We start from the raw sequence: 24850 nt of genomic DNA on the forward strand, positions 1-24850 counted from the left end.
GCTGCTACCGCCCGTCCATCAAGCGGCAGCAGCTATCAATCAGTGAGCATCCTGATTTAACAACCGGCGCCCAGTGATCTGCAGCGGATCACCCCCGGCGCGGCTTGCGCGCCTTGCCCTTGCTGGACTTGCCCGCCACCGCCTTCTTGACCGAGGCCTTCAGCGACTGGATGGGCGAACGCGCCGCGCGCTCGCGGGTCAGGCCTGCCTTTTCGGTGGCCGACATTGCAGCGCCTTTGTCTGCCTTGCGGCCACCCGCTCGGCCACCGGCTTTGCGCGCACCACCGCCTGCCCCGTCAGCACCAACACCCTTGTCCTTGAGCGCACGGCCCAGCAGCTCTTCGCCTTCGCGCACCAGGCGGAAGTCGATCTTGCGGCCGTCCAGGTCCACACGGCTCACCTGCACCCGCACGCGGGCACCGATGGCGTAGCGGATGCCGGTGCGCTCGCCGCGCAGCTCCTGGCGCGCCTCGTCGAACTTGAAGTACTCGCCGCCCAGCTCGGTGATGTGCACCAGGCCTTCGACGTACATCGCATCCAGCGTAACGAAGATGCCGAAGCTCGTCGCGGCGCTCACCACACCGCTGTATTCCTCGCCCAGGTGCTCGCGCATGTACTTGCACTTGAGCCAGGCTTCCACATCGCGGCTGGCCTCGTCGGCGCGGCGCTCGTTGGCGCTGCAGTGCAGGCCTGCGGCCTCCCAGGCCTGCGTATCGCGGCTGGGCGGCTTCACATCCTTGCGCGGTTTGGTGCCAGGTGCGGCCACACGCGCAGCCAGGCGCTTGGCCAGCTTGGCATGCGCCTCGCCCGGGGTGGGCAGCACAGGCAGCTTGTACTGCGTTTTGTTCAGGATGGCCTTGATGACCCGGTGCACCAGCAGGTCGGGGTAGCGACGGATGGGGCTGGTGAAGTGGGTGTAGGCATCAAAGGCCAGGCCAAAGTGCCCGCTGTTGGTGGGCGTGTAGATGGCCTGCTGCATGGAGCGCAGCAGCATGGTGTGGATCTGCTGCGCGTCAGGCCGCTCTTTGGTCGCTTCGGCAATCGCCTGGAAGTCACCCGGCTTGGGGTCGTCGCCAATCGTCATGCCCACGGCCATGGCTTTGAGGTAGTTACGCAGGATCTCCTGCTTCTCGGGCGTGGGGCCTTCGTGCACGCGGAACAGGCCGGGCTGGCCGCCCTGGGCAATGAAGTCGGCGCTGCACACGTTGGCGGCCAGCATGGCCTCTTCGATGAGCTTGTGCGCATCGTTGCGGGTGCGGGGCACAATCTTTTCGATGCGGCCGTTTTCGTCGCAGACGATCTGTGTCTCGGTGGTCTCGAAGTCCACCGCGCCGCGCGCCTGCCGTGCAATCAGCAGCGCACGGTACACGTCGTGCAGGTTGAGCAAGTCCTTCACGCGGTCCTTGCGCTTGCTGGCCTCGGGGCCGCGCGTATTGGCCAGGATCGCCGCCACCTCGGTGTAGGTGAAGCGTGCGTGGCTGTGCATCACGGCCGGGTAGAACTGGTACGCGTGCACTTCACCCTTGGCCGTGACCAGCATGTCGCAGACCATGCACAGGCGCTCGACATCGGGGTTGAGCGAGCACAGGCCGTTGCTGAGCTTCTCGGGCAGCATGGGGATCACGCGGCGCGGGAAATACACGCTGGTAGCGCGGTCATAGGCGTCAATGTCGATGGCGCTGCCGGTCTCCACGTAGTGGCTCACGTCGGCAATGGCCACCAGCAGGCGCCAGCCCTTGCTGCGGCCGACCTTGGCGGGCTCACAGTACACGGCATCGTCGAAGTCGCGCGCATCTTCGCCGTCAATGGTGACCAGGGGCACGTCGGTCAGGTCCACGCGGCGCTTCTTGTCCTGGGCGCGCACCTTGTCGGGCAGCTCCTTGGCCTGCGCCAAACATTCGGCAGAGAACTCGTGTGGCACACCGTACTTGCGCACGGCGATCTCGATCTCCATGCCGGGGTCGTCCACTTCACCGAGCACCTCGGTGATGCGGCCTACAGGCTGGCCGAACAGTGCGGGCGGTTCGGTGAGTTCCACCACAACAACCTGGCCCGGCTTGGCGGCGCCGGTGGCGCCCTTGGGGATCAATACGTCCTGGCCGTAGCGCTTGTCTTCCGGCGCGACGAGCCACACACCGCTTTCCTGCAGCAGTCGGCCGATGATGGGTTGCGGTGGGCGTTCGATGATCTCGACTACGCGGCCCTCGGGGCGGCCACGGCGGTCCTGGCGCACGATGCGCACGCGCACACGGTCCTTGTGCAGCACAGCGCGCATTTCGTTGGGGGGAATAAAGATGTCGCCTTCGCCATCGTCGCGGATGACAAAACCGTGTCCATCACGGTGCCCCTGCACGCTGCCTTCGATCTCCTGAGACAAATGCGCAACGGGTTGCGCGCCGGGGGTGGTTTTTTTGTTATACAATCTGAGTCTTTCCTGAAATGCCCAGGTGGCGGAATTGGTAGACGCACTAGTTTCAGGTACTAGCGAGTAACATCGTGGAGGTTCGAGTCCTCTCCTGGGCACCAAGTTTAACGAGAACCGGCGACGGTTTTAGAAATATCAAAGCCGCTGTACACACAGCGGCTTTTTTATTTTCCAAACGTCCCTGCGCTGGCAGGCAGCATGCGAGTAACTGGCAGGCCATGCCGAAACAGCCAATCACAGCCTCCTGCGTGCGGCCCCATCGACCGTTCTACCGCGCGCACAAAAATGCTCCGCACACAATTTTCAAAAAAAAGAGCAATTCGGCCAGAGCCCTCAAAAAACGCTCTATAATTCAAAGCTGATCTGAAAGCCCAGGTGGCGGAATTGGTAGACGCACTAGTTTCAGGTACTAGCGAGTAACATCGTGGAGGTTCGAGTCCTCTCCTGGGCACCAAATACAAAGCCTGCAAGTTGCAAAACTTGCAGGCTTTTTCTTTGCCCGTCGCGCCGTAGAAGGCACGCATGAACCTCGGCATCGGCTAGCTCAACTCGCAAGGCACCGATCACGCAGGATCGCCGGCTCTTGAGCCATCCCGGTGGCAGCCACATTCCCTGCTCCGCCCCACGGCCTCCGCCAGTCATGTCGGTTGCGCAAAGATGGCAACCAGCCGTAACAGGCTCCCTATGGACACCCAATATCGCCCTTGTCTTACAGACGGAACTGCGGCACCTTGCTGAAATCCTACGGAGTAGCCATTGAGGCTGCCTGGGCGGTCATTGCGACGCCCACCCTTTTTGTCTCTTGATGACGAGGATCTCATCATGAAACGCCATTCCCTCCCTCCTGGAGCACGCGCTGTAGCAGCCTTTCTGGGCACCGTGGTGCTGGCTTTGCTGGCGGCGGTGACCGTGCTGATGCCGGACGTGGCCGTGCAGTCGGTGGATTCGATGCTGCACCTGCCTGCCGGGCTGGACGAGATTTTGTCCAGCGGCTTTGTGAGTCACTGAGCCCGCCGAGGGCTTGATTAGCCTGGGTATCGCGCCCGACGCGCGGGCGCGTGGGTCAAAACAGCAACACCGTAGCAAAAACCATAGCATCAGAGTACCATTCGGCGCTGCACACCTTGATTTTTGGGTGGCATTCAGGAATGGAGGACGATCGTGACCCCACGTTTTCGAATCTCTGCAGACATTCTTCGCCCACTCTTCACTCCCCACGCTTGGGCAGCCCTGGCGCTGCTAGGGGTGTTGCTGGGTTGCTCCAGCCCCCGCGATGGCGCCCTGGAAGAGTTCTCACGATGGCATGACAGCGCGCACGCCCAGGCCCAGGCGGGCGCGCTCAGCTGGAGCGAGCTGTACAAACAAAGCTTTGACCGCCTCACTGCCCTGCCGCCATCGCTGCAGCAGGACACACGGCTGGAAAACACGGTGCTGCTGCTGTCCATGGCGCGCAAGTTTGAAGCCAATGAGATCAGCGCCCAGCAATTTGCCGCAGAACGCACTGACATCGAAAGCCAGCTCCAGGCGCGCCTGCGCTGAGGCGCACCGCTTACTTCACCGGAGCCGCGCCCTGCTCCACAATGCCCACGCGGCGGCGCAGTGCAGCGGCGGCTTCAGCATCCCCTGCTGCCTCGGCCCGCTGCGCCTGCAATAGCAACCAAGCCAGCAGCGGCCTGCGCCAGCCTTGGGCGGATGCCGTGTCTGTTGCGGCTGCCATCACAGCGGGGCTGGCGCGCCCGGTCTGAAACAACACCCCGGCAGCCACCAGGCGCGAGAGCGGATCTTCGATGGCCGCCAGCGTGGCGGCGTCACCCGAGGCGGCCACCTTGCGCTGTGCCTCGGGCAGCAAAGGCAGCTGTTGTGGCGACACACGGCCTGCCAGGTAGTCGGCATACGCCCGCTCGGGCGCAGCGGCATCCGGGCGCAGTCCTTCAAACCGCTCACAGGGGCCCACCTCCAGGCTGGCCACCTGCGCAGCGCAGCGCATCAGCTCCAGACGGGCCACCAAATCAACACGGCCGGTACGGGCCACCTCGGCGTGGGCCCGCTCCCACTCCAGTTGCTCGACACGCGCCTTGCCAGACAAATAGGCCTCGGTGGCCTTGCTGGCCGCTGCCTGGGCATTCATCTGCCAATCGGGCACGGGAGGCTTGCTGGAGCAGCCCGCCAGCAGCAGGGCGCAGCCCAGGGCGGCAAGCAGCCCCGGCACCCGCAGAAGAGGAATGGCATATCGCTTCATGGCAGTTTCAGCTCCGTGTCGCGTGCAAAAGGCCATTTGCGGTTGATCTCGTTGACCAGGCTCTCCACCTTGCGCAGATTGCTTTCCACCTCGGCACGCAGGGCCCCCAGGTCATTGGTGGCCTCGCGGGCGTTGGCGCCAACGGCCTGGGCTTCGACCAGCACGGCATCCACCTTCTTGACGCTGGCACGGGTGTCGGTCAGCAGGCCATTGAGCTGCGCCACGGCAGCGCGCACTTCGGGCACCAGCGCATCCTTGTTGCCCTCGCTGCCCAGCACCTGCCGGTCAGCCCGCGCGGCCATGCCGTCCAGACGTGCCAGCAGCGTGTTGGTGCGCTCCAGCGTGGTGATGATTCTCTTAGCATCAGCCTCGTTGCCCATCAACACGCCCAGCGCGCCCCCGGGGCCATTGAGGCGGTCGGTGAGGGTTTTCACATTGGCCAGGCTGTTGCCCAGTGCAGCATCCGGGGCGGTCAGGGCATTGAGGTTGGTGAGCAGCTCGCGCGCCGTGGCCATGAGCTGCGGGATCTCTGCCGTGGCATCGCCACGCAGCACAGGGCGCACAGCGCCATCGGGCAGCGGGTCGTCGGTGAGGATGCCGGAATACGCCCGGATGTTGGTGCCGCCCACCAGCCCCCGCACCAGCGTGAACACGCTGGACGCACGCAGCCAGTGCGCGTCCTTGCGTGGCACATCGACCAGGATGCGGGCATTGCCACTGTCGGCCAGTTCGATGCGGCGCACCCGGCCGATGGGAAAGCCCGAGAAGGTCATGTCCATCCCCACCACCACGCCTTCCGAATCATCGGCCGTGAGGATCAGCGTCTGCGTGGGCTCGAACGCGCCACGTGCGTACAGCAGGTACAGGCCCGAGCCCACGATGAGCGCCAGCGTGAACAGCAGCAGCGCGGCAGCCTTCAGCTCCAGGTGGGCCACCGGGCGCAGGGTTTCGACCGGGGGGCCATCGGCCCCAGCGGGGGATACAGGCGGCGTGCCATGCGGTGGTTTGGGAGGGGTGTCGTTCATGTCGTTGGGGTGCACAGGTGGGGCGACCGGCGCGGGCCGTCAGTAGTAGTTGCCCATGAGTGAGGCCACTTCGATCAGCAGCAGCACCGCAAACATGCGGGCGAGGCCACCCAGTTCCGAGTCGGGCTGGGTGCGCTCACCGCCGTCGTACAGGCCTGCGGCCATGGGAATCAGCGCCACGGCCAGGCTGAAGAACAGGGTCTTGAGCACAAACACCATGGTCACGCTGGGCGAGAACACCTGGCCAAACATGCGCGTGTAGCCAGACAGCCCAGCCATGTTGAAACCATACACGCCCAGGTAGGCCAGCACCAGCGCCACCACGCAGGAAAGTGCGGCCAGGGTCACGCAGGCAAACACGCCCGCAATCACACGCGGCAGCAGCTCGATGCGCACGGGATCGGAGCCCTGGCTGCGCAGCGCGTCAAAGCGGCCTGTTTGCCGAAGGCGCGCCAGTTGCGAGCCGTTGGGGATGGTGCAGCGCATGGCCACAAACAGGGCCGCAGTGAGCGGGATCAGCTCCAGCACCAGCACGCGGATCACCATCTCCAGCGCATAGCGTGACAGCCCGTAGCTCAGCGCCGTGACCACCACGATGCGCGTGAGCACCAGGCTGATGAGCGCCGCCAGTACCGTGAAGCCCAGCAGCACGGGCGCCGTGTCCAGGTACAGATGGCGGGCCAGAGCCCGGCGCGTGCCCTTGCCGTAGCTGGACGGGGACAACACCAGCACCAGCACCACCGCCCCCAGATACAGGATGCGCCACCAGGCCACCGCCCAGCGCCGCGCCGTGTTCCACACACGTTCGGGCAGGGAGAGGCCGGGCAGGCGCGAGATCATGGCCGGATCATAGCGGCGGCCTGCGGGCAGACGCATGGCACGACTGCAGGCACGGGGATACAAGCTTTTTTGGGCTCTTCCGCCTGATGGTCATGCCTTTATAGCTATTAAAATAATAGCAAACCATATGTACAGGAAACATGCCCTCACACATGGCGCTTGCCCGGGCCTGCCAGGGTGGGCAGGCCCGCCTGCTGCGCATCGGCGCGCTCGTGCAGGGCTTCGATGATGTGGCAGGTGGCGTCCGAGCCATCGCAGCGGCTGCGCAGCGCGAGCAGATCGGATTCCAGCGCCTGCAGCTCGGCCAGGCGGGTGCGCACATGCTGCAGGTGGGCATCCAGCGTGTCACGCGCGGCATCGCAGTCGGCCTTGCGGCCCCAATCCAGCGCCAGCAGGGTGCGCACCTCGTCCAGCGACATGTCCATGGCCCGGCACAGGCGGATAAAGCGCAGCTGGTGCACATCGGCGCCGCTGTACAGGCGGTAGCTGTTGCCCTCGCGCGCACCGGGCGGCAGCAGGCCCTCTTTTTCGTAGTAGCGGATGTTGGCGGCCGACACCCCGGACTGCTGGGCGGCCTCGCCGATGCGGAACTGCGCGGCATGTTGACTCATGGGCTTGACCTTCAAGTGACTTCAAGGTTTCCAATCATGCCATCGACCTCGAAAACTGCCAGGAGAAGAAACCCATGTCTGCCCATTGCAATCACGACCACCATGACCACGGCGCCCCCGGCCACAGCCACGGCGCTCTCGCCGGGGCCGACCCGCGCTACCGCCGCATCCTGTGGATTGCGCTCCTCGTCAACGCCGCGATGTTTGTGCTGGAGCTGGGCGCGGGCGTCCGGTCGGGCTCGGCATCTCTGCTGGCCGATGCCATCGATTTTCTGGGCGACGCGGCCAACTACGGCCTGTCGCTGTGGGTGCTGGCCATGGCCCTGACCTGGCGCGCCCGTGCCGCCCTGGTCAAGGGCGCCAGCATGCTCGCCTTTGGCGTGTTTGTGATCGGCCGCGTGGCCTGGGGCGCATGGCAGGGCATCCCGCCCGAGCCCTTCACCATGGGCAGCGTGGGCCTGCTGGCGCTGGCCGCCAACCTGGGCGTGGCCGCGCTGCTGTATGCCTACCGCGAGGGCGACGCCAACATGCGCGGCGTGTGGCTGTGCACCCGCAACGACGCGCTGGGCAACCTGGCCGTGATGGGCGCGGCCCTGGGCGTGCTGGGCACGGGCACCATGTGGCCGGATCTGGTGGTGGCCGCCATCATGGCGGGCCTGGCCATCAGCGGGGGCTGGAGCGTGATCCGCCACGCCCGGCAGGAGCTGGCCAGCACTGCTGCGGGTACACAGCTGCAGGGACAATGAACCATGCGCGTGCACCTCTCCACCCCCTTGAATGCGCCGCCCGACTGGGTGGCGGCGCAGCTGCAAAGCACCGCCGTGTTCCGCCACATCACGGCGCCGCTGGTGCGCTTCAAGCGCCCCGGCGGCGCGCCCTGGCCCACCCACTGGTCCCCCGGCAACCTGCGCGTGCAGATGTGGCTGCTGGGCCTGCTGCCCATGGGCCCACAAACCGTACGCATTTCCATCGAGGCGCCTGCACAGGCCGGCGGCTGGCCCACGCTGCGCGACAACGGCGAAGGCATGCTGATGCGGCGCTGGGACCACCGCATCACCCTGCAGGCGCTGCCCGATGGCCGCACGCTGTACACCGACGACATCGAGGTCGTGGCCCGCCACCTGCCCTGGCTGATGACACCGCTCAGCGCAGCCTTTGCCTGGGTGTTCTACCGGCACCGCCAAAGGCGCTGGCGCCAGTTGGCAGCACAGCGGGGCACCGACGCCGCAGTGCAGCCCTGGCGCAAGCAGCTGGCGTTTGACCACCTGCTCGCCGCCTTCGCCCGCGACGCGGGTGCCCCACCGGCCACACGTTGGCACTGGTTGGAGGCGGCCCATGTGCTGGGGCAGACCACGCTGTCACTGCACTGGCGATCGCACACCGCCATGCTGCGCTATGCCCTGCAGCTGCGCGACCAGCGCGAGGCGGCGGGCCAGCTGCTGCGGCTGGCGCTGGTGCCGCTGGGCCATGTGCTGGCGCGGCTGCCCGTGGGCAACATCGGCCGGGCGCATGTCAGTGCCTTCGCCCCCATGGCGCCCCGGCCGGAGATCACCCAGCTGATCGACGAAGCGCTGGCCGCCACGGCAGGCAGTGAAAATTTGGATAAAAAATGGCCCTTGCGCGCGACCAGCATGCCCAAGCAGCTATCAAATGATGAGTAAACGCATGCCGCAACGGGGCCGCCACCCCACCCCGGCCAGCACCCGGCACAGCGCCAGAACTTGACGCGCGACAAGCCAGGCATGGGGCTTGCGTGCTCCAATGCGGCGCACGCAATCCCCCAGCCTTCCTTCGTCGAACATGTCCAGCTCCCCCGCAGCCCCTGCCCCATCCACCCCCAGCGCGGCGCCCGCCGCACCTTTGGGGGTGCCCCACAGCCTGACGGAAGACGCCGTGGCCATCTTCACCGGGGTGCTGCTGATTTCGGTGGGGGTGGCGTTTTTCACAAGCGCCGGGCTGCTCACCGGGGGCACGGCGGGACTGGCGTTTTTGCTGCACTACGCCACGGGCATCGGCTTTGGCAAGATTTTCTTTGTGCTCAACCTGCCGTTTTACTGGCTGGCGCTGCGCAAGCTGGGGCGGGCGTTCACCGTCAAGACCTTCATCGCGGTGCTGCTGCTGTCGCTGCTGACCGAGCTGCAGTCGCAGTTCCTGCAGTTTGCGCAGCTGCAGCCGCTGTATGCCGCCATTGCGGGCGGGCTGATCACGGGAACTGGCTTCCTCGTGCTGTTCCGCCACCGCTGCAGCCTGGGCGGCGTGGGCATTGCCGCGCTGTATCTGCAGGACCGCTATGGCTGGCGCGCAGGCAAGGTGCAGATGGCCGTGGACTGCGGCATCGTGCTGCTGGCGCTGTGGACGGTGGAGCCGCTGCGCGTGGCCTGGTCCATTGCAGGCGCGGTGGCGCTCAACCTGGTGCTGGCCATGAACCACAGGCCTGGGCGCTACATGGCGGTATGAAGCGCTACATGGCGGCGTAGCCGAACTACGACGACACCTGCCAGCCCAGCCCGCTGTGCAGCCGGTGCTCCAGCGCCTCAATGGGCACCGGGCGGCTGAACAGGTAGCCCTGCCACAGCGTGCAGCCGTGGCGCTCCAGAAATGCACGCTGCGCCTCGGTCTCTACCCCCTCGGCAATCACGTCGATCCCCAGGCTCTGCGCCATGCCGATGATGGTCTGCACGATGAGTGCATCGGTGTGCTGGATGCCGATGTTGCGCACAAAACTCTGGTCGATCTTGAGCTGGTCCAGCGGCAGCCGCGTGAGGTACGACAGCGACGACTGCCCCGTGCCAAAGTCGTCCATCGAAAAACGCAGGCCCAGTGCGCGCAGTGCGTTCATCTTGGCGATGGTGTCGTCCACGTTATCCAGTGCCAGGCTCTCGGTCAGCTCCAGCTTCAGGCGGTCGGGCCGCGCCCCGGTCTGGCGCAGCACCGCCACCACCTGCTCCATGAAGTCGGCTTGGCGGAACTGGCGCGCGCTCACGTTCACGGCCAGTTGCAGGTCGGCCGTGGCGGGATGGTCCTGCCAGCGGCGCAGCTGGGTGCAGGCAGTCTGAAGCACCCACAGGCCGATGGGCAGGATCAGCCCGGTCTCTTCGGCCAGCGGGATGAACTCGAACGGCGGCACCATGCCGCGCGCCGGGTGGTTCCAGCGGATCAGCACCTCGGCCCCCACCACATGCTTGCCGCAACCCACCTGCACTTGGTAGTGCAGCGTGAACTGGTCCTGCTCCAGGGCCATGCGCAGGTCATTCTCCAGGGCTGCGCGGGCCGTCACAGCGGCCTGCATGCGGGGGTCAAAAAAGCGGATGCCGTTGCGCCCGGCGGTCTTGGCGGCATACATGGCCAGGTCGGCGTGCTTGACCACATCCTCCACCGTCTGCCCCTGGCCGCTGAACAGCACGGCGCCCACACTGGTGGTGCTGTGCACATGGTGCGACGCCAGCTGGTAGGGCTGGTTGAGCGCGGCCAGAATCTTTTCGCCCACCGTCTGCGCCTGCTCGGCCGCGTCGGTGGCCTGGGCGCCCAGGTCTTCCAGCAGCACCAGAAACTCGTCACCGCCCAGGCGTGCCACGGTGTCGCCTTCGCGCACACAACGGATCAGGCGCTCTGCCACCTGCTGCAGCAGCACGTCGCCCATGTCGTGGCCCAGGGTGTCGTTCAGGGTCTTGAAGTGGTCCAGGTCCAGGCACAGCAGCGCCCCTTGCTGCCCGGCGCGCGCACTGGTGGCAAATGCCTGCTGCAGGCGGTCCATCATCAGGCGGCGGTTGGGCAGGTGGGTGAGCGGGTCGTAGAACGCAAGGTGCTCGATCTCGCGCGCTGCGGCTGCACGCTGGGTGATGTCGCTGAGCGTGGCCACGTAGTGGGTGAGCGCGCCCCGGTGGTCCGTCACGGCGGTGATGGCCATGAAATGCAGGTTCACCTCGCCGCTTTTGCAGCGGTTCCACAGCTCGCCCTTCCACTCGCCCGCACTGGCCAGACTGGCCCACATGGCATCAAAAAAAGCCTTGTCATGGTGGCCCGAGGCCAGCAGGCGGGTGGGCTGGCCCACCACCTCGTCGGCGCTGTAGCCGGTGATGCGGCTGAAGGCGCGGTTGGTGCGCAGGATGCGGGTGTCGGCATCGGTGACGATCATGCCCTCCTGCGACTCGAAGGCAATGGCGGCAATGCGCAGCTCGTTTTCGTCGCGCTTACGGGCAGAGATGTCCTTGCCCACGCCCCGGTAGCCACAGAACACGCCGTCCGCGTCAAACACCGGCGTGCCGCTGATGGACACCCAGTACGAGCAGCCCTGCCGGTCGTGGCGCTCGAACTCGAAGTCGCGGAACTCCTGGTGGCGCTCCAGCAGCGCGCGGTGCTCTTCCCAAAGCGCATCGCTCATGCCCGGCGCAGCCAGCTCCCAGCGCGTCTTGCCCATGTGCAGCGCGGCCTCCTGCACCAGCCGGTCATCGGCCCGGCCCTCGACATGCGTGAGGCGAAACTGCGCGTCCTGCTCCCAGTACCAGTCGGACGACAGCGCCGTGAGGGTGCGAAAACGCGCCTCGTTGTCCTCCAGCTTGCGGCGCACGCGGTAGGACTCGCTCACGTCGCTGAACACCAGCACCACGCCCACGATCTGGCCCTGGGGGTTGCGGATGGGGGCGGCGCTGTCGGCGATCTGGTACTCGGCCCCATGGCGTGCCAGCAAGGTGGTGTGGTTGCTCAGCGCCACCACCTGGCCCTTGTCCATCACCTGCTGCACCGGGTCCACTTGCGGTTCGCGCGTGCCGGCGTTGACGATGCGGAACACATCGGCCAGTGGCTGGCCCAGGGCCTGCGCCAGCGGCCAGCCGGTCAGGCGCTCGGCCACCGCATTCATGCGGGTGATGCGGCCCTGCGCATCGGTGGCCACCACGGCGTCGCCGATGGAGTGCAGGGTGATGGCCAGGTTTTCTTCGCTCTGGCGCAGCTCGGCCTCGGCATTCTGGCGGGTCAATGCCATGCGGTCGAAGCGGCGGCCCAGCTCGGTCAGCTCCTGCAGCCCCGAGGCGGGAACGCGCGACACATAGCGCCCCTCGGCCAGCTCGTCGGTGGCGTGCAGCAGGCGCTGCAGGGGGCGCATCACACCGCGCCGCACCCCCACCTGGGCCACCACCACCGACACCACCAGCCCCGCCAGCAGAAAGGCCATCTCGGTCCACATGCGCTGGTTGGCGGCGGCATACAGGCTCTCCAGCGGCACCGTCAGACTCATGGTGGCCACAGGTTTGCCGCCCGCCTCGATGAGTGGCTGGAACACCACCAGCTCAGGGGCGCCATCAGCGCGCGTGCGCAGGCGCTGGCCCTGCGGGGTCTGCACCACCAGGGCGCGGAACTCGCCATCGGCAAAAGGTGCACCCAGTTCGCTGGCCTCGGGCGGGTAGCGGGCCAGCACGCGCCCCTCGGGGTCGGACACCCGGGCCACCGCGCCATCCGGCAGGCCCAGGTCGGTGAGCCGCCGGCTCCACCATTCCAGCGACACCACGGCCACGGCCGCGCCCACCACCTCTTGCGTGCCCGCCGGGATCACCGGGTAGGCAAAGTTGACGCTGGCCACCTGGGCGGCTCGGTCCACCTGAAAGCTGCCTACGGCAAAGTCCCGGCCGGTGATCGTCTGCTGGAAGTAGGGACGGTTGGCCACGTTGACGGGCGCCTTCAGCGGCCGGGCATTGCACAGCAACTCCCCATCGGCCCGGGGCACGCCGATGTTCACGTAGGTGGCGTTGAGCGACAGCACCTCGGCAAGGTAGCGGCCACATTCGGGCGCGGAAGGGTCGCGTACCTGCGGCATGGCCGCCAGTTGCTGCAGAAACTGCCGCGTGTTCTGGATCAGGCGCTGCTGGGTGCCCGCCACCGAGCGCAGTGCCTGCAGCGCGCGCTCCTCGGCGGCCGCAATCGCATCGGCGCGGTGGGCCCGGGCCTGGTAGACCACCAGCAGCACTGCGGGCAACGTGGCGCACAACACCAGCCAGCGGATCCGCGCGGGCAAGGTACTCCACATTCCTGCAACCCAGGGGGGCATACCGGCCTTTCTGTGCAAGACAAAGAAAGAAGGCTTGTGTGCATGCCCGCCACTGGCCGCAACCCGCAGGCCGCCCACCGCTGCAGACATGTCGGAGTGCATGTTAGCGCCCCCTGCTCCAACAGTCGCCCCTTGTTTGCGCGGGGCGCCTGCAGCCCTGGGCCGGTGGAGCCGCCGCTTGGGAAGGCGAAAAACTGCTGGACAAGGGAACCATCCCTGCGCGCACCGTATCATTCACGGATGCGTCGTGGCCTTTCTCTTTTGCTGATGGTGGTGCTGGTCCTGCGGGGTCTCACCGGCACCGCCATGGCCGCCGGGGTGCTGCCCCCACTGCAGCCCGCAGCCGCCGCGCACAGCCACATCCAGGCCGATACTGCCCACGCAGCGCCCCACACCTCGGCTGAGGCCCACCAGACGCCCTCCACCGCATCCGGCGCACTGCCCAGTGGCCCCCAGCTCCCCGAGAGCACGGCCGCAGAGCCCGAAACCGATCACGACCACCACGATCACGACCATGACCACGCCTCGGCAGTGCCTGCGGGTGTGGGCGTGGCCACGTGCAATGGCAGCAGCACCGGCTGCGCCGCCCACGACCACCATGCCAGTGCCTGCTCGGCCTGCGAAATCTGCCATTCGGCCATGCTGGATGTGCCCACTGCGCTGACACCGGCGCACCAGCCCCCTGGCCCCCTGCGCGCCCTGAGCGCCGCGCCGTTCGACAGTGCCCCTGCAGCACTGGCCATCAAACCACCCATCGCCTGATCTCCGACGCCCGAAGTGCGTCTGCATTGCTGGCCGCCCTTTTCCGGGGTGGGCCAGTTGCAGCGCATTGCCTGTTTTTCGCTGTCTGGAGATCGCCATGCGCGCCCCTTTTTCCCATCCCCCGGCTTCCCGCCTGGTGCATACACGCACCCGGCTCACCAGCCTTGCACTTGCACTTCTCACACCGCTGATCGCGGTGCCCCCCGCCCTCGCCCAGAGCCCCCACACCCACAACACGGCCGATGCGGCCGAGCCCGGTGCGGCCACGGCCCCGCTGATCCATCCCGCCCCTCCGGCGCCAACGGCTTTGGCCGAGCTGCCCACGGGGCACAGCTGGCAGGACGCCCACCACGCGGTCGGCCAGTTCCCACGCGGCCATGCCGACATCGTGGCGTGGGAGAAGCAGCAAGGCGCTGCGCCCACTCCGCCCCCGCCTTCGTCACACACACACGGTGGCGGGGACAAGGCGGCTGCTGACGCCGCCCCCAAGCCCATGCACCAGCACCACCGTGGCCACCATGGCCACCACCCCATGCCCGGGAGCAAGCCATGAAGCACCGGCCCCACCTTTCCCGCCTTTCAGTACTCGCCACCGCCCTCGTCCTCGCGGGCTGCGCCAGCGTGTCGCCCGACGGACTGCGCAACGATGTGGCGGCGCTCACCCAGGGCCGCACCGGGGGCACCACGGCACCCCTACCCGCCACCGACCCCACTGCGCGCGCCGCAGCGCAGCAATCCATCGAGGGCTGGCTGGCCCAGCCCCTCACGCAAGACGCGGCCGTGCGCATCGCCCTGCTCAACAACCCCGGCCTGCAAGCTCGCCTGGCCGCACTGGGCGTGGCCGATGCCGAACGGGTACAGGCCATCACCCTGCCCAACCCGCACCTGAGCCTGGGGCGCTTTTCCAACAGCCACGAGCGCGAGATCGAGCGCACCCTGGCCTTTGGCCTGATGGACCTCATCACCCTGCCCTGGCGCACCCAGCGCCAGGCCGAGCGCCTGCAGATCGCCACGCTGCAAACCGCACAAGACGTGGTGCTGCTGGCCGCAGACACACGCCGCGCGTGGCTGCGCGCCGTGGCTGCCGAGCAGGTAGCGGCCACGCAGGGGCGCATGGTCGAAGCCGCCGAGGCCGGTGCCGAGCTGGCCCGCCGCATGGTGCAGGTGGGCAACTGGAGCCGCCTGCAGCAGGCCCGCGAACAGGCCATGCTGCTAGAGGCCACACGCCAGCACGCGCGCGCCCGCCTGGCTGCGGCCACCGCACGTGAAGAACTCCACCGCCGCATGGGCCTGTGGGGCGTGCAAACGCAGTACCAGCTGGCCGCCCAGTTGCCCCCCTTGCCCGCCAGCGCCCTGCCTGCAGACGGCATCGAAGCCACCGCCCTGCGCGAACGGCTGGACGTACAGGCTGCCCGCCGCCAGCTCGACACCCAGGCCGTGCGCCAAGGCTGGAGCCGCACGGGCGCGGTGTTTGGCGACGTCGGCCTGGCCTACAGCCGCAACACAGCCACCAAGCGCGACACGGGGCACATCGATGTGAAACGCGGCTGGGAGCTGGAGCTGCCCCTGCCCCTGTTCGACTGGGGCAGTGCAGCCCGCACCCGCGCGCAGGCCGAGGTAGAGCAGAGCGCTGCCCAGCTGCAGGACACCGCCGTGCGCGCCCGCAGCGAAGTGCGCGCCGCCTGGCTCACCTACCGCACCGCGCTCGACCTGGCGCGCCAGCAGCACAGCGAGGTGGTGCCGCTGCGCCAGTTCATCCGTGACGAAACCACGCTGCGCTACAACGGCATGCTGGCCAGCGTGTGGGACCTGCTGGCCGAAGCGCGCAACAGCACGCAGGCCGTAGCCAACGCCATCGAAGCGCAGCGCGACTTCTGGCTGGCCGAGAACGACCTGCAACTGGCGCTCACTGGCACGTCACCCGGCACCTCACCAGGTGCCCTGCAGGGCCTCACCTCCGGCGCCGCCGCCTCCTCCACCCCACAAGGCCACTGACATGAACCGCCGCAACTTCTTCTCTGGCGCAGCCACGGCCGTGGCTGCAGCCTCCGTCAGCCGCGTGGCCCTGGCAGCACTGCCCGAGCCCGCGATGCAGTCCAGCGCTGACACGGCACCGCCACTGCACCCGCCCACGGGTCGGCCCTATAACCCCGTGGTCACCCTGAACGGCTGGACCGCCCCCTGGCGCATGAACGCAGGCGTCAAGGAGTTCCACCTGGTGGCCGAGCCCGTGGTGCGCGAGGTGGCACCCGGCTTCATGGTCAACATGTGGGGCTACAACGGCCAGAGCCCCGGGCCCACCATCGAGGTGGTCGAAGGCGACCGCGTGCGCATCTTCGTCACCAACCGACTGCCCGAGCACACCACCATCCACTGGCACGGCCAGCGCCTGCCCAATGGCATGGACGGCGTGGGCGGCCTCAACCAGCCCGCGATCCCGCCCGGCAAGACCTTTGTGTACGAGTTCGTGGCGCGCAGGCCTGGCACTTTCATGTACCACCCGCACGCGGACGAGATGGTGCAGATGGCCATGGGCATGATGGGCCTGTGGATCACCCACCCCCGGGCCACACACCCGCACATCGCGCCGGTTCAGCGCGACTACGCGTTTTTGCTCAACGCCTTCGACGTGGAACCCGGCAGCATGACCCCCAAGGTCAACACCATGCTGGACCACAACATCTGGTGCTGGAACAGCCGCGTGTTTCCGGCCATCAGCCCCCTGGTGGCGCGCCAGGGCGAGCGCGTGCGCATCCGCGTGGGCAACCTCACCATGACCAACCACCCCATCCACATCCACGGGCACGAGTTCGAGGTGACCGGCACCGATGGCGGGCCCGTGCCCAAGAGCGCGCGCTGGCCCGAGGTGACCACCGATGTGGCCGTGGGCCAGATGCGCCAGGTGGAGTTCATCGCCGACGAGTCTGGGGACTGGGCCTTCCACTGCCACAAGAGCCACCACACCATGGGCGCCATGGGGCACGACGTGCCCACCATGATCGGCGTGGATCACCGGGGCCTGGTGGGCAAGATTCAGAAGATCGTGCCCGACTACATGGTGATGGGCGAGCGCGGCATGGCCGACATGGGCGCCATGGAGATGCCGCTGCCCGACAACACCTTCCCCATGATGACCGGCACCGGCCCCTATGGCCCGCTGGAGATGGGCGGCATGTTCACCACCTTCAAGGTGCGCGCCAACCAGGCCGCAGGCGACTACCGCGACCCCGGCGACTACACCCAGCCACCGGGCACGCAGGCCTACGAATGGCAGGGCGCACCGGCCAGCACACCCCGCCCCGCTCGCACCGACACCCCGGGTATCGCCCCTGGCGCCGCGAACGCCCGCAAACCAGCCGCCAGCGGCCACCAGCACTGAGACAGGACACACCCATGAAAACTATCAAATTCATAGCTACTCTCGCTTTACTAGCGGGCGGCAGCGCCTCTTTTGGGCATGAAAACATGCCCCACCACAACCGCAATGCACCGGTGGCGAAGGAACAAAAGCCCTGGGGGATTGCAGGCGACGCCCAGGCGGCGGCCCGCACCATCACCATCCGCATGACCGACGACATGCGCTTCACGCCCCGCCACATCGAAGTGCGCGAGGGCGAGACTGTGCGGCTGCGCGCCGAGAACAAAGGCCAGGTGCTGCACGAGATCGTGATCGGCACCAAGGCCGAGCTGGACGCGCACGCCGAAATGATGGCCAAACACCCCGGCATGGAACACGACGAGCCCTACATGGCCCATGTGGCCGCAGGCAAGAAAGGCGACATCGTGTGGCAGTTCAACCGCGCAGGCCAGTTCGACTTTGCCTGCCTCATCGCGGGCCACTACCAGGCAGGCATGACCGGGACCATCACCGTGCTGCCGCGCAAGCCATGAGCCGCACTCCGCCTTTTGGAGCCACAACACCATGAACACACCCCTCACACCCCGTACATCCCGCGCCCAGCCCACGCGCCGCCAATGGCTGACCGCCGCCCTGCCTCTGGTGGGTGCGGGCCTGGCCATCGCCCTGCTGCCCACCACCACGCCTGCCGCAACGTCCACGCCCGTAGAGGTCTGGAAAGACCCGAACTGCGGCTGCTGCCAGGACTGGGTGGACCACATGCAGGCCCACGGCTTTGCCGTGAAGGTGCACGCCACCGGCAACAACGCCGTGCGCGCCCGCCTGGGCCTGCCGCAAAAGCTGGGCTCATGCCACACCGCGCTGGTGGGCGGCTATGTGGTCGAAGGCCATGTGCCCGCCAGCGACGTGCGCAAGCTGCTGCAGCAAAAACCCAAAGCCCTGGGCCTGGCGGTGCCCGGCATGCCCGTGGGCTCGCCGGGCATGGACGGCGCCGTGTATGGCGACCGACGCGACCCATACGACTTGCTGCTGGTGGCCCACGACGGCAGCACGCGCGTGTTCAACAGCTACAACAAAAAGGCATCGACATGAAAAAGCATCGCTTCTGCGCCCCGCTGGCTGCCAGCCTGCTCGTCCTGGTTGCAGGGCCTGCCCTGGCGCAAGCCCCGGCCGGGGCTGCCGCAGACAGCCACAGCAGCCACCACCCCACAGCCACCACATCGCCCACGCCACAGGCAGAGCTGAGCGAAGGCGAAATCACCCGCTGGGACCCGCGCACCTTGCGCCTTACCCTCAAACACGGCGAGATCAAGAACCTGGAGATGCCCCCCATGACCATGGTGTTCCGCGTGGCGGACGCCGGCGTGGTGGGCGATCTGAAACCGGGCGACAAGGTGCGCTTTCGGGCCGAGCAGACCAACGGTGCCTACCACGTCCAGCGGATCGAGAAAGCGCCCTGAAGCAACTCCACGCGCAGCGCCAGGGCCCTGACGCTGCGCAACTGCCACACGGCCCCTGGGCACCATAATCACCGGCCATGAGTTCTCACCACGCAATGGCTGGCGACGCTGGCAGCATCACCCGCGTGGCCGGCATCGAGGTCGGCCACTTCACCGAAACCCGCCGCCCCACGGGCTGCACCGTCATCATCACCCGCGAGGGCGCTGTGGCCGGAGTGGATGTACGGGGTGCCGCGCCCGGCACACGCGAGACAGACTTGCTCCACCCCTCCAACCTGGTGGACAAGGTGCACGCCATCATGCTCGCGGGCGGCAGCGCCTGGGGCCTGGACGCTGCCACAGGCGCCGTGCGCTGGCTCGAAGAGCGCGGCGTGGGTTTTGACGTGGCCGTGGGCCGCCTGCCCATCGTGCCTGCTGCGGTGCTGTTCGACCTGCTGGTGGGCGACATGCGCGTGCGCCCCGACGCTGCAGCAGGCTACGCCGCGTGCGAGGCCGCCTCCACTGCTGACCCGGCCGAAGGCAATGTGGGTGCGGGCACCGGTGCGGCCCTGGGCAAGATCTTCGGCATCCAGCGTGCCATGAAGGGCGGCATTGGCACCGCCTCCATCACCGTGGACGGGGTCACAGTGGGCGCGCTCATCGCATGCAATGCGCTGGGCGATGTGATCGACCCCGACACCGCCCAAGTCATTGCCGGAGCCCGCACCGACGACGGCCTGCGTCTGCGCGACACACGCCGCGCCCTGCTGCGCGGCGACCCGCCCCAGCCCCTGCTGGCGGGCACCAACACCACCATCGGCGTGGTCGCCACCGATGCGGTCATCACCAAAGTGCAGGCCCACCGCCTGGCCGTGGCGGCGCACGACGGGCTGGCGCGCAGCATCAACCCGGTGCACACCATGTCGGACGGCGACACCCTCTTCAGCCTGGGCACGGGCCGCAGCGGCAAGAGCCTGGGCATGATGGTGCTGGCCACCATGGCGGCCGAGGCCACGGCCATCGCCACGGCGCGGGCCGCACGGGCTGCGCGTGCCATCACGACGGCCGAAGGGCTGTACCTGCCCTCGGCCGCCGAGCTGGGCTGAAGCGCACAACCTGCCAGCCCCACCCTAATGGAGCATGGCCCCGGTGCAGCGACAGGTGTGGTGCCTGCTCGCTGCGCGGTTTCTGCAAAAGAACCCGCTGAGCCCGCCGCATGTGGAGGCCCTGCCCTCCCGCCCTCAGGCGTATTGCGCCAAGCCGTGGCCGAAGGACCAGTTCTCCTTGGCCACTTCGACAATGTTCACGAACACGTCTTCAGGCCGCAGGCCCGGGCTTTCACCCAGCAGCTGGGCAATGCGCTGGAACAACGCCTTTTTCTGCTCCAGCGTGCGCGTGTTGTTGGCCGTGATCTGGATGAACACCACATCGTCACTGCGCGCCACCCCCAGGTAGGACGGGCTGTAGCGGAAGTTCGCAGCGTCGTGCTCGGTGATGGTCATGAACTGATCGTCCTCGGGCACATTGAAGGTTTCGCGCATGGCCCGGTACAGGGTGTCGAAAATCGCCTGCTTGTAGGCAGCAGGCTTGCCAGCACGCATGGCGATGTGGATGAGCGGCATGAAGGGTCCTTTGTGGAATGCTGGCGCCATCCTATCCATATCGGTATGCTATTGACATTTATATCAACAATAACAATTGAATATCATGGAGCGCCCTCTCGATCTGGACGCTGTCGAAGCCTTTGTCCGTGTGGCCGAACTGGGCAGCTTTACCCGCGCAGCAGAGGCCATGCAGACCACGCAGGCCGCTGTGAGCCTCAAGCTCAAACGGCTGGAAGACCGGCTGGGCTGCCGGCTGCTGGAGCGCACGCCCCGGTATGTGGCGCTGTCGGCACAGGGCGCCGCCTTCCAGGAGCACGCCCGGGCGCTGCTGGCGGCGCATGAGCGTGCCCTGGCTGCGCTGGGCGAAGCGCCGCAGCGCCTGACCATCGGCATCAGCGACCATGTGGCGGGGCCCGAACTGCCCGCGCTGATTGCACGCATGAATGCCCAAGACCCCCAGTTGTTGATCGACATCCGGATCGGCTCGTCGGGCGACGCGCTGCAAGGCTTTGACCGGCGCGAACTCGACGCCGCCGTTATCCGCATGCACGCAGGGCGCAGCGACGGCGAAGTGCTGGCAGAGGAGCGTTTTGGCTGGTTCGCCGCCCCCCACTGGCAACACTGCGCTGGCGACCCACTGCCACTGGCCACCCTGGCAGAGCCCTGCGGCGTGCGCGCGATGGCCGGGCAACTGCTGGACACAGCGGGCATGCCCTGGCGCGAGGTGTTTGTGGGCGGTGGCGTGGCAGCGGTGTCTGCGGCCGTGGTGGCGGGGCTGGGGGTGGCGGCGCTGGCACCCCGCATGCTGCCCTGGGGCGCAGTGGACGTGGGTGCACGGCTGGGGCTGCCCGAACTGCCGCGCCTGCCCGTGGTGCTTCACAGCCGGGCCCGGGATGGCCGTCCGCGCGATGCCATTGCAGCACTGTCTGCCGCCTTTAAAAGCGCGGTGCGCGGCTAGAGCGGTCGGTGCCTGCCCTGCTGCCCGCTCCATGGCTCCCCGGCGGCCAAGATTTCGCAGGCCCGGCCCCGGGTGGTCAAAAAATTCTTGACGCTGGCAGCCCGCTCCTGAAGATCGGGGTTCTGGCCCATCCTGCGCCCGATGCTGCGGCAGAGCACAGCAACAGGGACACACCATGGGATGGGCTGCGCCGGCAAGACGCCGCGCTCAATGCTGCAAAAGGTTAACTGCGGTTTCCGACTGCACCTGAAAGGTCTGGAAAGGCGCATCATCTTTGTTACCAGCTGGAGGGCCCATCGCATGAATGTCCTGCAAAACCTGAGCATCAAGACACGTCTTGGTTTTGGTTATGTCGTTCTCACCTGTGCGTTGATCGTGGTGGCCATCATGGGCCTGCACGGAGAGGCGCAAACGCAGGAGAGCCTGGACAACCAGGTCAACCACCTCAACGTGGTCAAAAGCCTGGGCAACCAGGTGCTGGATGCCGCCAACGCACGCGCCATCGCAGCCCGCAACCTGATGATCGCCGGGTCGAAGGAAGATGCCGCAGCCGAACTCCGGCTCATCGGGGCAGCACACGACAGCATGGGGCGGGCCCTCAAGTGCGTGGAGGACGCACTGCAGGCCGCCCCGCCCGAGACAGCCCCGCTGCGCAGCCTGCTGGCCCAGATCAAGGAAACAGAAGCCGCTTATGGGCCGGTTGCGCTGGAGATCACGCGGCTGGGCAGCCAGGGCGAAAAGGAGGTGGCGATCCAGAAGATCAACACCGAATGCCGCCCCCTGCTGACCAAGCTGGTGGCCAACATAGGCACCTTCCTGGCCGAGAGCGACGCCATCAGCAAACTGGCCAGTGCGCAGTCGATGCGCCAGTTTGAATCGCTGCGCCTGCAACTGATCGCGCTGAGTGTGGCGGTGGTGGTGTTTGCCTGCGTGCTGGGCATAGCGACCACCCGCTCCATCGTGAGGCCGCTGAGCGAGGCCAGCCAGGCCACGCAGGCGTTTGCGCAAGGCAACCTGGCCACCCCGCTGGTGGCGCAGGGCAAGGATGAAATTGCCACGGTGGTGGCCTCGATGGAGGCCATGCGCCAAAGCCTGTCCAGCCTGGTGGCGGGGGTGCGGCAGGGGTCCGAGAGCGTCTCTACCGCCAGCGCCGAGATCGCCCAGGGCAACCACAACCTGTCGATGCGCACGGAGCAGCAGGCGAGCGCGCTGCAACAAACAGCCGCCTCCATGGAGCAACTGGGCTCCACCGTGAAGCAGAACGCGGACAACGCGGTCAATGCCAACCGGCTGGCGCACTCGGCATCGGAGATCGCCCAGCAGGGCGGCGATGTGGTGGCCCTGGTGGTGGCCACCATGAAGGACATCAACGACTCCAGCCGCAAGATCAACGACATCATCAGCGTGATTGACGGGATTGCCTTCCAGACCAACATCCTCGCGCTGAATGCCGCTGTGGAGGCCGCCCGCGCCGGAGAGCAGGGCCGGGGCTTTGCCGTGGTGGCCAGCGAGGTGCGCAACCTGGCCCAGCGCAGCGCAGCGGCGGCCAAGGAAATCAAGCAGCTGATCACCGAAAGCGTAGGCCGCGTGGAGCATGGAACTGCCCTCGTGGACAAGGCAGGCCACACCATGACCGAGGTGGTGGCCAGCATCCGCAGCGTGACCCACCTCATGGGCGAGATCAGCGCAGCAAGCTCTGAACAAAGCTCGGGGGTCACGCAAGTGGGCGAGGCCGTCACACTGATGGACCAGGCCACCCAGCAGAATGCAGCGCTGGTGGAAGAGATGGCGGCCGCAGCGTCGAGCCTGCGTGGACAGGCCGATGACCTGGTGAATGCCGTGGCGGTGTTCCGTATCCACGGAGGTGGATCGGCGCTGCTGCTCAAGTGAGCAGGCATGCTGAGAGGCGCTGTGCAGGGCCTCTGGCCGATGCAGGCTGGGTTACCGCTGGCTGGAGACTTGTGTTGAGCGCAGCCCGGCCAGCAGTTCAAGCACGGGCATGGCACGGGCGAACTTCCAGCCCTGGGCCTCGCGCACGCCCCGCGCAATCAGGAAGTCCACCTGGTCCTGCGTCTCGACGCCCTCTGCAATCAGCGCCAGCTTGAGCGTATGGGCCATCTCGATGATGTGGGTGGTCACCGGGCTGATGGCGGCCTGCGCACCGATGCTGGCGATAAAGATGCGGTCGATCTTGAGGGTGTCGATGTCGATGGACTCCAGCATCGACAGGCTGGAGTAGCCCGTGCCAAAGTCATCCAGCGCAATCGACGCCCCGATCTGCCGGGCCGCCTGCAGCGCGGGCCGCGCGGCCTCAATGTCCACCAGCCCGCGCTCAGTGACCTCCAGCATGAGGGCGCCCGCAGGAAGCTCCATGGCACTGAAGCGCCGCTGCAGATACTGCACGGGGCCGTCGGCCACCAGGTCCTGGGGCGAGAGGTTCAGGCTCACATGAAAACCCGGGCGGGCCTTGAGCAGCTCGGGCAGGTCAGCCAGCACCATGTCGATCACATACCGAGTGATGAAAGCAATGACCCCGGCCTTCTCTGCTTCGGCAATGAACTCGTCCGGCGGCACCAGGGTGCCGTTGCGGCGGCGCCAGCGCAACAGAGCCTCCGCCCCCACCCACTGGCCTGTTTCCAGGTCCACGATGGGCTGGTAGAGGATGAAGAACTCGCGCCGACGCAAGGCCGTCCGCAGCCGCACGCGCGGCGAGAGTTGCCACCGGGTGAGCACGGCCACCCCCAGCGCAAAGAGGGCACTGGCCACCAGCCCCAGCGGCGCCAGGATCAGCGCCTGGGCCTGGAGCCCGCCATAGACCAGGGCCTTGGGCGCAGCGGCAATGGCCGCAATGTTGTTGCCTTTCGATGCCCGGAAGACGATGTAATGGGTGTCGCTTTGGGCCTGGCTGCTGGCATGGGGGGTGTACAGGCCCAGCCATTGGGCATCGAGCGGGCCCTTGGAACGTATCAGCGCCTGCGGCGTGCTGATCAGCAGCCCCAGCGAGACATCGGCATGAAGCACTGGCATGTCGATCACGATGCCAGGATGGATGATCACCGCATGGCCATTGCGGGCGTAGATGTTGAAGGGCTGATCGGGGGCAAAGGGCAGGCGGGCGCCGATCCAGCTGGAAATCCCAGTGGAAGTGACCATGTGGTTGCCAGTAAGCGGCACCAGATCGCTGCCCTGGGTCAGCGTGCTGCAGACCAGCGTGCCATCCATCACCGAGCCCATGCCCTGCAGGTAGAACGAGGTGCCCACCAGCTGCTGCATTCGTGTGAGACTGGCCTGGCTGCAGGGGGGATGCGGATCCTTGTCCAGTTCATTGAGCGCAGCCACCAGTTGCTGGCGCGAGGCCACGCCACGCCGCAGCACCTCGTCCGCCAGCGAGGTCAGGTAGGTGATCTGGTCATCCTTGGCCTTGCGGTGGGCCACCCACAACGACGCGGCAATGGGAATCAGCGCCGCCAGCAGCAGTGGGATGGAGACAACGACATAGAAGCGTTTCATCGGGCACGGCAGTGGTTGGAGTGACACAGGCAGACACAG

At 67.0% G+C, this 24850-nt stretch carries 23 protein-coding genes and 2 tRNA genes; 17 read left to right on the forward strand and 8 right to left on the reverse strand.

Annotation, left to right across the window (positions count from 1 at the left end):
• Positions 1-88: 88 nt before the first annotated feature.
• Positions 89-2422, reverse strand: coding sequence for a ribonuclease R (gene rnr, locus ACSQ3O_RS16670; protein ID WP_436139719.1), 2334 nt, complete (start codon positions 2420-2422; stop codon positions 89-91).
• Positions 2423-2441: 19 nt separating this feature from the next.
• On the opposite strand from rnr, the gene ACSQ3O_RS16675 reads away from it, so the two are divergent.
• The 4 genes from ACSQ3O_RS16675 (at position 2442) to ACSQ3O_RS16690 (ending at position 3964) form a co-directional block, all read left to right on the forward strand.
• Positions 2442-2526 (forward strand) — tRNA-Leu (locus tag ACSQ3O_RS16675).
• 268 nt (positions 2527-2794) lie between these two features.
• Positions 2795-2879 (forward strand) — tRNA-Leu (locus tag ACSQ3O_RS16680).
• 368 nt (positions 2880-3247) lie between these two features.
• A complete protein-coding gene (locus tag ACSQ3O_RS16685) occupies positions 3248-3433 on the forward strand; it encodes a hypothetical protein (RefSeq protein WP_298453907.1) in 186 nt (61 codons plus the stop codon).
• 153 nt (positions 3434-3586) lie between these two features.
• A complete protein-coding gene (locus tag ACSQ3O_RS16690) occupies positions 3587-3964 on the forward strand; it encodes a hypothetical protein (protein WP_436139720.1) in 378 nt (125 codons plus the stop codon).
• A gap of 10 nt (positions 3965-3974) precedes the next feature.
• On the opposite strand, the gene ACSQ3O_RS16695 is transcribed toward ACSQ3O_RS16690, so the two are convergent.
• The 4 genes from ACSQ3O_RS16695 to ACSQ3O_RS16710 all read right to left on the reverse strand — a co-directional run bounded on the left by ACSQ3O_RS16695 (position 3975) and on the right by ACSQ3O_RS16710 (position 7140).
• A complete protein-coding gene (locus ACSQ3O_RS16695) occupies positions 3975-4664 on the reverse strand; it encodes a hypothetical protein (RefSeq protein WP_436139721.1) in 690 nt (229 codons plus the stop codon).
• Positions 4661-5689: an MlaD family protein gene (locus tag ACSQ3O_RS16700; RefSeq protein ID WP_298453901.1), complete on the reverse strand. Its 1029-nt coding sequence runs from the start codon at positions 5687-5689 to the stop codon at positions 4661-4663. The genes ACSQ3O_RS16695 and ACSQ3O_RS16700 overlap by 4 nt, the downstream gene beginning before the upstream one ends.
• Before the next feature lie 39 nt (positions 5690-5728).
• Positions 5729-6529 (reverse strand): MlaE family ABC transporter permease, encoded by an 801-nt coding sequence (locus ACSQ3O_RS16705; RefSeq protein ID WP_436141139.1) that lies wholly within the window; start codon positions 6527-6529, stop codon positions 5729-5731.
• A gap of 146 nt (positions 6530-6675) precedes the next feature.
• Positions 6676-7140: a Cd(II)/Pb(II)-responsive transcriptional regulator gene (locus ACSQ3O_RS16710; protein WP_436139722.1), complete on the reverse strand. Its 465-nt coding sequence runs from the start codon at positions 7138-7140 to the stop codon at positions 6676-6678.
• A 74-nt stretch (positions 7141-7214) separates the two neighbouring features.
• Between ACSQ3O_RS16710 and ACSQ3O_RS16715 the strand changes: the two genes are divergently transcribed.
• The 3 genes from ACSQ3O_RS16715 to ACSQ3O_RS16725 all read left to right on the forward strand — a co-directional run bounded on the left by ACSQ3O_RS16715 (position 7215) and on the right by ACSQ3O_RS16725 (position 9597).
• On the forward strand, positions 7215-7886 hold the full coding sequence (locus ACSQ3O_RS16715; protein ID WP_436139723.1) for a cation transporter: 672 nt from the start codon (positions 7215-7217) through the stop codon (positions 7884-7886).
• Between the two features lie 3 nt (positions 7887-7889).
• Positions 7890-8801, forward strand: a complete 912-nt coding sequence (locus ACSQ3O_RS16720; RefSeq protein ID WP_436139724.1) for a DUF3703 domain-containing protein — start codon at positions 7890-7892, stop codon at positions 8799-8801.
• 139 nt (positions 8802-8940) lie between these two features.
• Positions 8941-9597: a YitT family protein gene (locus ACSQ3O_RS16725; RefSeq protein WP_436139725.1), complete on the forward strand. Its 657-nt coding sequence runs from the start codon at positions 8941-8943 to the stop codon at positions 9595-9597.
• Positions 9598-9622: 25 nt separating this feature from the next.
• Here ACSQ3O_RS16725 and ACSQ3O_RS16730 read toward each other — a convergent pair whose 3' ends face one another.
• On the reverse strand, positions 9623-13180 hold the full coding sequence (locus tag ACSQ3O_RS16730; RefSeq protein WP_436139726.1) for an EAL domain-containing protein: 3558 nt from the start codon (positions 13178-13180) through the stop codon (positions 9623-9625).
• A gap of 240 nt (positions 13181-13420) precedes the next feature.
• On the opposite strand from ACSQ3O_RS16730, the gene ACSQ3O_RS16735 reads away from it, so the two are divergent.
• From ACSQ3O_RS16735 to ACSQ3O_RS16770, 8 genes are all read left to right on the forward strand, one after another.
• Positions 13421-13942 (forward strand): hypothetical protein, encoded by a 522-nt coding sequence (locus ACSQ3O_RS16735; protein WP_436139727.1) that lies wholly within the window; start codon positions 13421-13423, stop codon positions 13940-13942.
• Between the two features lie 97 nt (positions 13943-14039).
• A complete protein-coding gene (locus tag ACSQ3O_RS16740) occupies positions 14040-14495 on the forward strand; it encodes a hypothetical protein (RefSeq protein WP_436139728.1) in 456 nt (151 codons plus the stop codon).
• Positions 14492-15937, forward strand: a complete 1446-nt coding sequence (locus tag ACSQ3O_RS16745) for a TolC family protein (protein ID WP_436139729.1) — start codon at positions 14492-14494, stop codon at positions 15935-15937. The genes ACSQ3O_RS16740 and ACSQ3O_RS16745 overlap by 4 nt, the downstream gene beginning before the upstream one ends.
• A 1-nt stretch (position 15938) precedes the next feature.
• On the forward strand, positions 15939-17321 hold the full coding sequence (locus ACSQ3O_RS16750; protein WP_436139730.1) for a multicopper oxidase family protein: 1383 nt from the start codon (positions 15939-15941) through the stop codon (positions 17319-17321).
• 14 nt (positions 17322-17335) lie between these two features.
• Complete coding sequence (locus ACSQ3O_RS16755; RefSeq protein WP_436139731.1) at positions 17336-17833, forward strand: cupredoxin domain-containing protein; 498 nt, start codon at positions 17336-17338, stop codon at positions 17831-17833.
• Positions 17834-17864: 31 nt separating this feature from the next.
• Positions 17865-18392: a DUF411 domain-containing protein gene (locus ACSQ3O_RS16760; RefSeq protein WP_436139732.1), complete on the forward strand. Its 528-nt coding sequence runs from the start codon at positions 17865-17867 to the stop codon at positions 18390-18392.
• The gene (locus tag ACSQ3O_RS16765) at positions 18389-18760 is read left to right on the forward strand and encodes a copper-binding protein (RefSeq protein ID WP_436139733.1); all 372 of its coding nucleotides are present in this window, start codon (positions 18389-18391) and stop codon (positions 18758-18760) included. Before ACSQ3O_RS16760 ends, ACSQ3O_RS16765 begins: the two co-directional genes overlap by 4 nt.
• A gap of 77 nt (positions 18761-18837) precedes the next feature.
• Complete coding sequence (locus ACSQ3O_RS16770) at positions 18838-19845, forward strand: P1 family peptidase (protein WP_436139734.1); 1008 nt, start codon at positions 18838-18840, stop codon at positions 19843-19845.
• A gap of 135 nt (positions 19846-19980) precedes the next feature.
• On the opposite strand, the gene ACSQ3O_RS16775 is transcribed toward ACSQ3O_RS16770, so the two are convergent.
• Positions 19981-20361: a tautomerase family protein gene (locus ACSQ3O_RS16775; RefSeq protein ID WP_137748343.1), complete on the reverse strand. Its 381-nt coding sequence runs from the start codon at positions 20359-20361 to the stop codon at positions 19981-19983.
• An 82-nt stretch (positions 20362-20443) separates the two neighbouring features.
• Here ACSQ3O_RS16775 and ACSQ3O_RS16780 point away from each other — a divergent pair, with 82 nt between their 5' ends.
• Both ACSQ3O_RS16780 and ACSQ3O_RS16785 read left to right on the forward strand, forming a co-directional pair.
• On the forward strand, positions 20444-21301 hold the full coding sequence (locus ACSQ3O_RS16780; protein WP_436141140.1) for a LysR family transcriptional regulator: 858 nt from the start codon (positions 20444-20446) through the stop codon (positions 21299-21301).
• 300 nt (positions 21302-21601) lie between these two features.
• Positions 21602-23191: a methyl-accepting chemotaxis protein gene (locus tag ACSQ3O_RS16785; RefSeq protein ID WP_436139735.1), complete on the forward strand. Its 1590-nt coding sequence runs from the start codon at positions 21602-21604 to the stop codon at positions 23189-23191.
• A 51-nt stretch (positions 23192-23242) separates the two neighbouring features.
• Here ACSQ3O_RS16785 and ACSQ3O_RS16790 read toward each other — a convergent pair whose 3' ends face one another.
• Positions 23243-24811: an EAL domain-containing protein gene (locus tag ACSQ3O_RS16790; protein ID WP_436139736.1), complete on the reverse strand. Its 1569-nt coding sequence runs from the start codon at positions 24809-24811 to the stop codon at positions 23243-23245.
• Between the last annotated feature and the right edge of the window lie 39 nt (positions 24812-24850).

It is taken from the genome of Acidovorax sp. LjRoot74 (assembly GCF_964254355.1).
Classification (GTDB): domain Bacteria; phylum Pseudomonadota; class Gammaproteobacteria; order Burkholderiales; family Burkholderiaceae_C; genus Acidovorax.

Excerpts from the sequence above, each read along its gene's own strand:
- ACSQ3O_RS16735 (WP_436139727.1), top strand. The coding sequence starts at position 13,421 with ATGCGTCGTGGCCTTTCTCTTTTGCTGATGGTGGTGCTGGTCCTGCGG.
- ACSQ3O_RS16695 (WP_436139721.1), bottom strand. The coding sequence starts at position 4,664 with ATGAAGCGATATGCCATTCCTCTTCTGCGGGTGCCGGGGCTGCTTGCC.
- ACSQ3O_RS16725 (WP_436139725.1), top strand. The coding sequence starts at position 8,941 with ATGTCCAGCTCCCCCGCAGCCCCTGCCCCATCCACCCCCAGCGCGGCG.
- ACSQ3O_RS16755 (WP_436139731.1), top strand. The coding sequence starts at position 17,336 with ATGAAAACTATCAAATTCATAGCTACTCTCGCTTTACTAGCGGGCGGC.
- ACSQ3O_RS16700 (WP_298453901.1), bottom strand. The coding sequence starts at position 5,689 with ATGAACGACACCCCTCCCAAACCACCGCATGGCACGCCGCCTGTATCC.
- ACSQ3O_RS16685 (WP_298453907.1), top strand. The coding sequence starts at position 3,248 with ATGAAACGCCATTCCCTCCCTCCTGGAGCACGCGCTGTAGCAGCCTTT.
- ACSQ3O_RS16740 (WP_436139728.1), top strand. The coding sequence starts at position 14,040 with ATGCGCGCCCCTTTTTCCCATCCCCCGGCTTCCCGCCTGGTGCATACA.
- ACSQ3O_RS16775 (WP_137748343.1), bottom strand. The coding sequence starts at position 20,361 with ATGCCGCTCATCCACATCGCCATGCGTGCTGGCAAGCCTGCTGCCTAC.
- ACSQ3O_RS16790 (WP_436139736.1), bottom strand. The coding sequence starts at position 24,811 with ATGAAACGCTTCTATGTCGTTGTCTCCATCCCACTGCTGCTGGCGGCG.
- ACSQ3O_RS16785 (WP_436139735.1), top strand. The coding sequence starts at position 21,602 with ATGAATGTCCTGCAAAACCTGAGCATCAAGACACGTCTTGGTTTTGGT.
- ACSQ3O_RS16715 (WP_436139723.1), top strand. The coding sequence starts at position 7,215 with ATGTCTGCCCATTGCAATCACGACCACCATGACCACGGCGCCCCCGGC.
- ACSQ3O_RS16720 (WP_436139724.1), top strand. The coding sequence starts at position 7,890 with ATGCGCGTGCACCTCTCCACCCCCTTGAATGCGCCGCCCGACTGGGTG.
- ACSQ3O_RS16730 (WP_436139726.1), bottom strand. The coding sequence starts at position 13,180 with ATGCCCCCCTGGGTTGCAGGAATGTGGAGTACCTTGCCCGCGCGGATC.
- ACSQ3O_RS16765 (WP_436139733.1), top strand. The coding sequence starts at position 18,389 with ATGAAAAAGCATCGCTTCTGCGCCCCGCTGGCTGCCAGCCTGCTCGTC.
- ACSQ3O_RS16760 (WP_436139732.1), top strand. The coding sequence starts at position 17,865 with ATGAACACACCCCTCACACCCCGTACATCCCGCGCCCAGCCCACGCGC.
- ACSQ3O_RS16770 (WP_436139734.1), top strand. The coding sequence starts at position 18,838 with ATGAGTTCTCACCACGCAATGGCTGGCGACGCTGGCAGCATCACCCGC.
- ACSQ3O_RS16745 (WP_436139729.1), top strand. The coding sequence starts at position 14,492 with ATGAAGCACCGGCCCCACCTTTCCCGCCTTTCAGTACTCGCCACCGCC.
- ACSQ3O_RS16750 (WP_436139730.1), top strand. The coding sequence starts at position 15,939 with ATGAACCGCCGCAACTTCTTCTCTGGCGCAGCCACGGCCGTGGCTGCA.
- ACSQ3O_RS16705 (WP_436141139.1), bottom strand. The coding sequence starts at position 6,529 with ATGATCTCGCGCCTGCCCGGCCTCTCCCTGCCCGAACGTGTGTGGAAC.
- ACSQ3O_RS16710 (WP_436139722.1), bottom strand. The coding sequence starts at position 7,140 with ATGAGTCAACATGCCGCGCAGTTCCGCATCGGCGAGGCCGCCCAGCAG.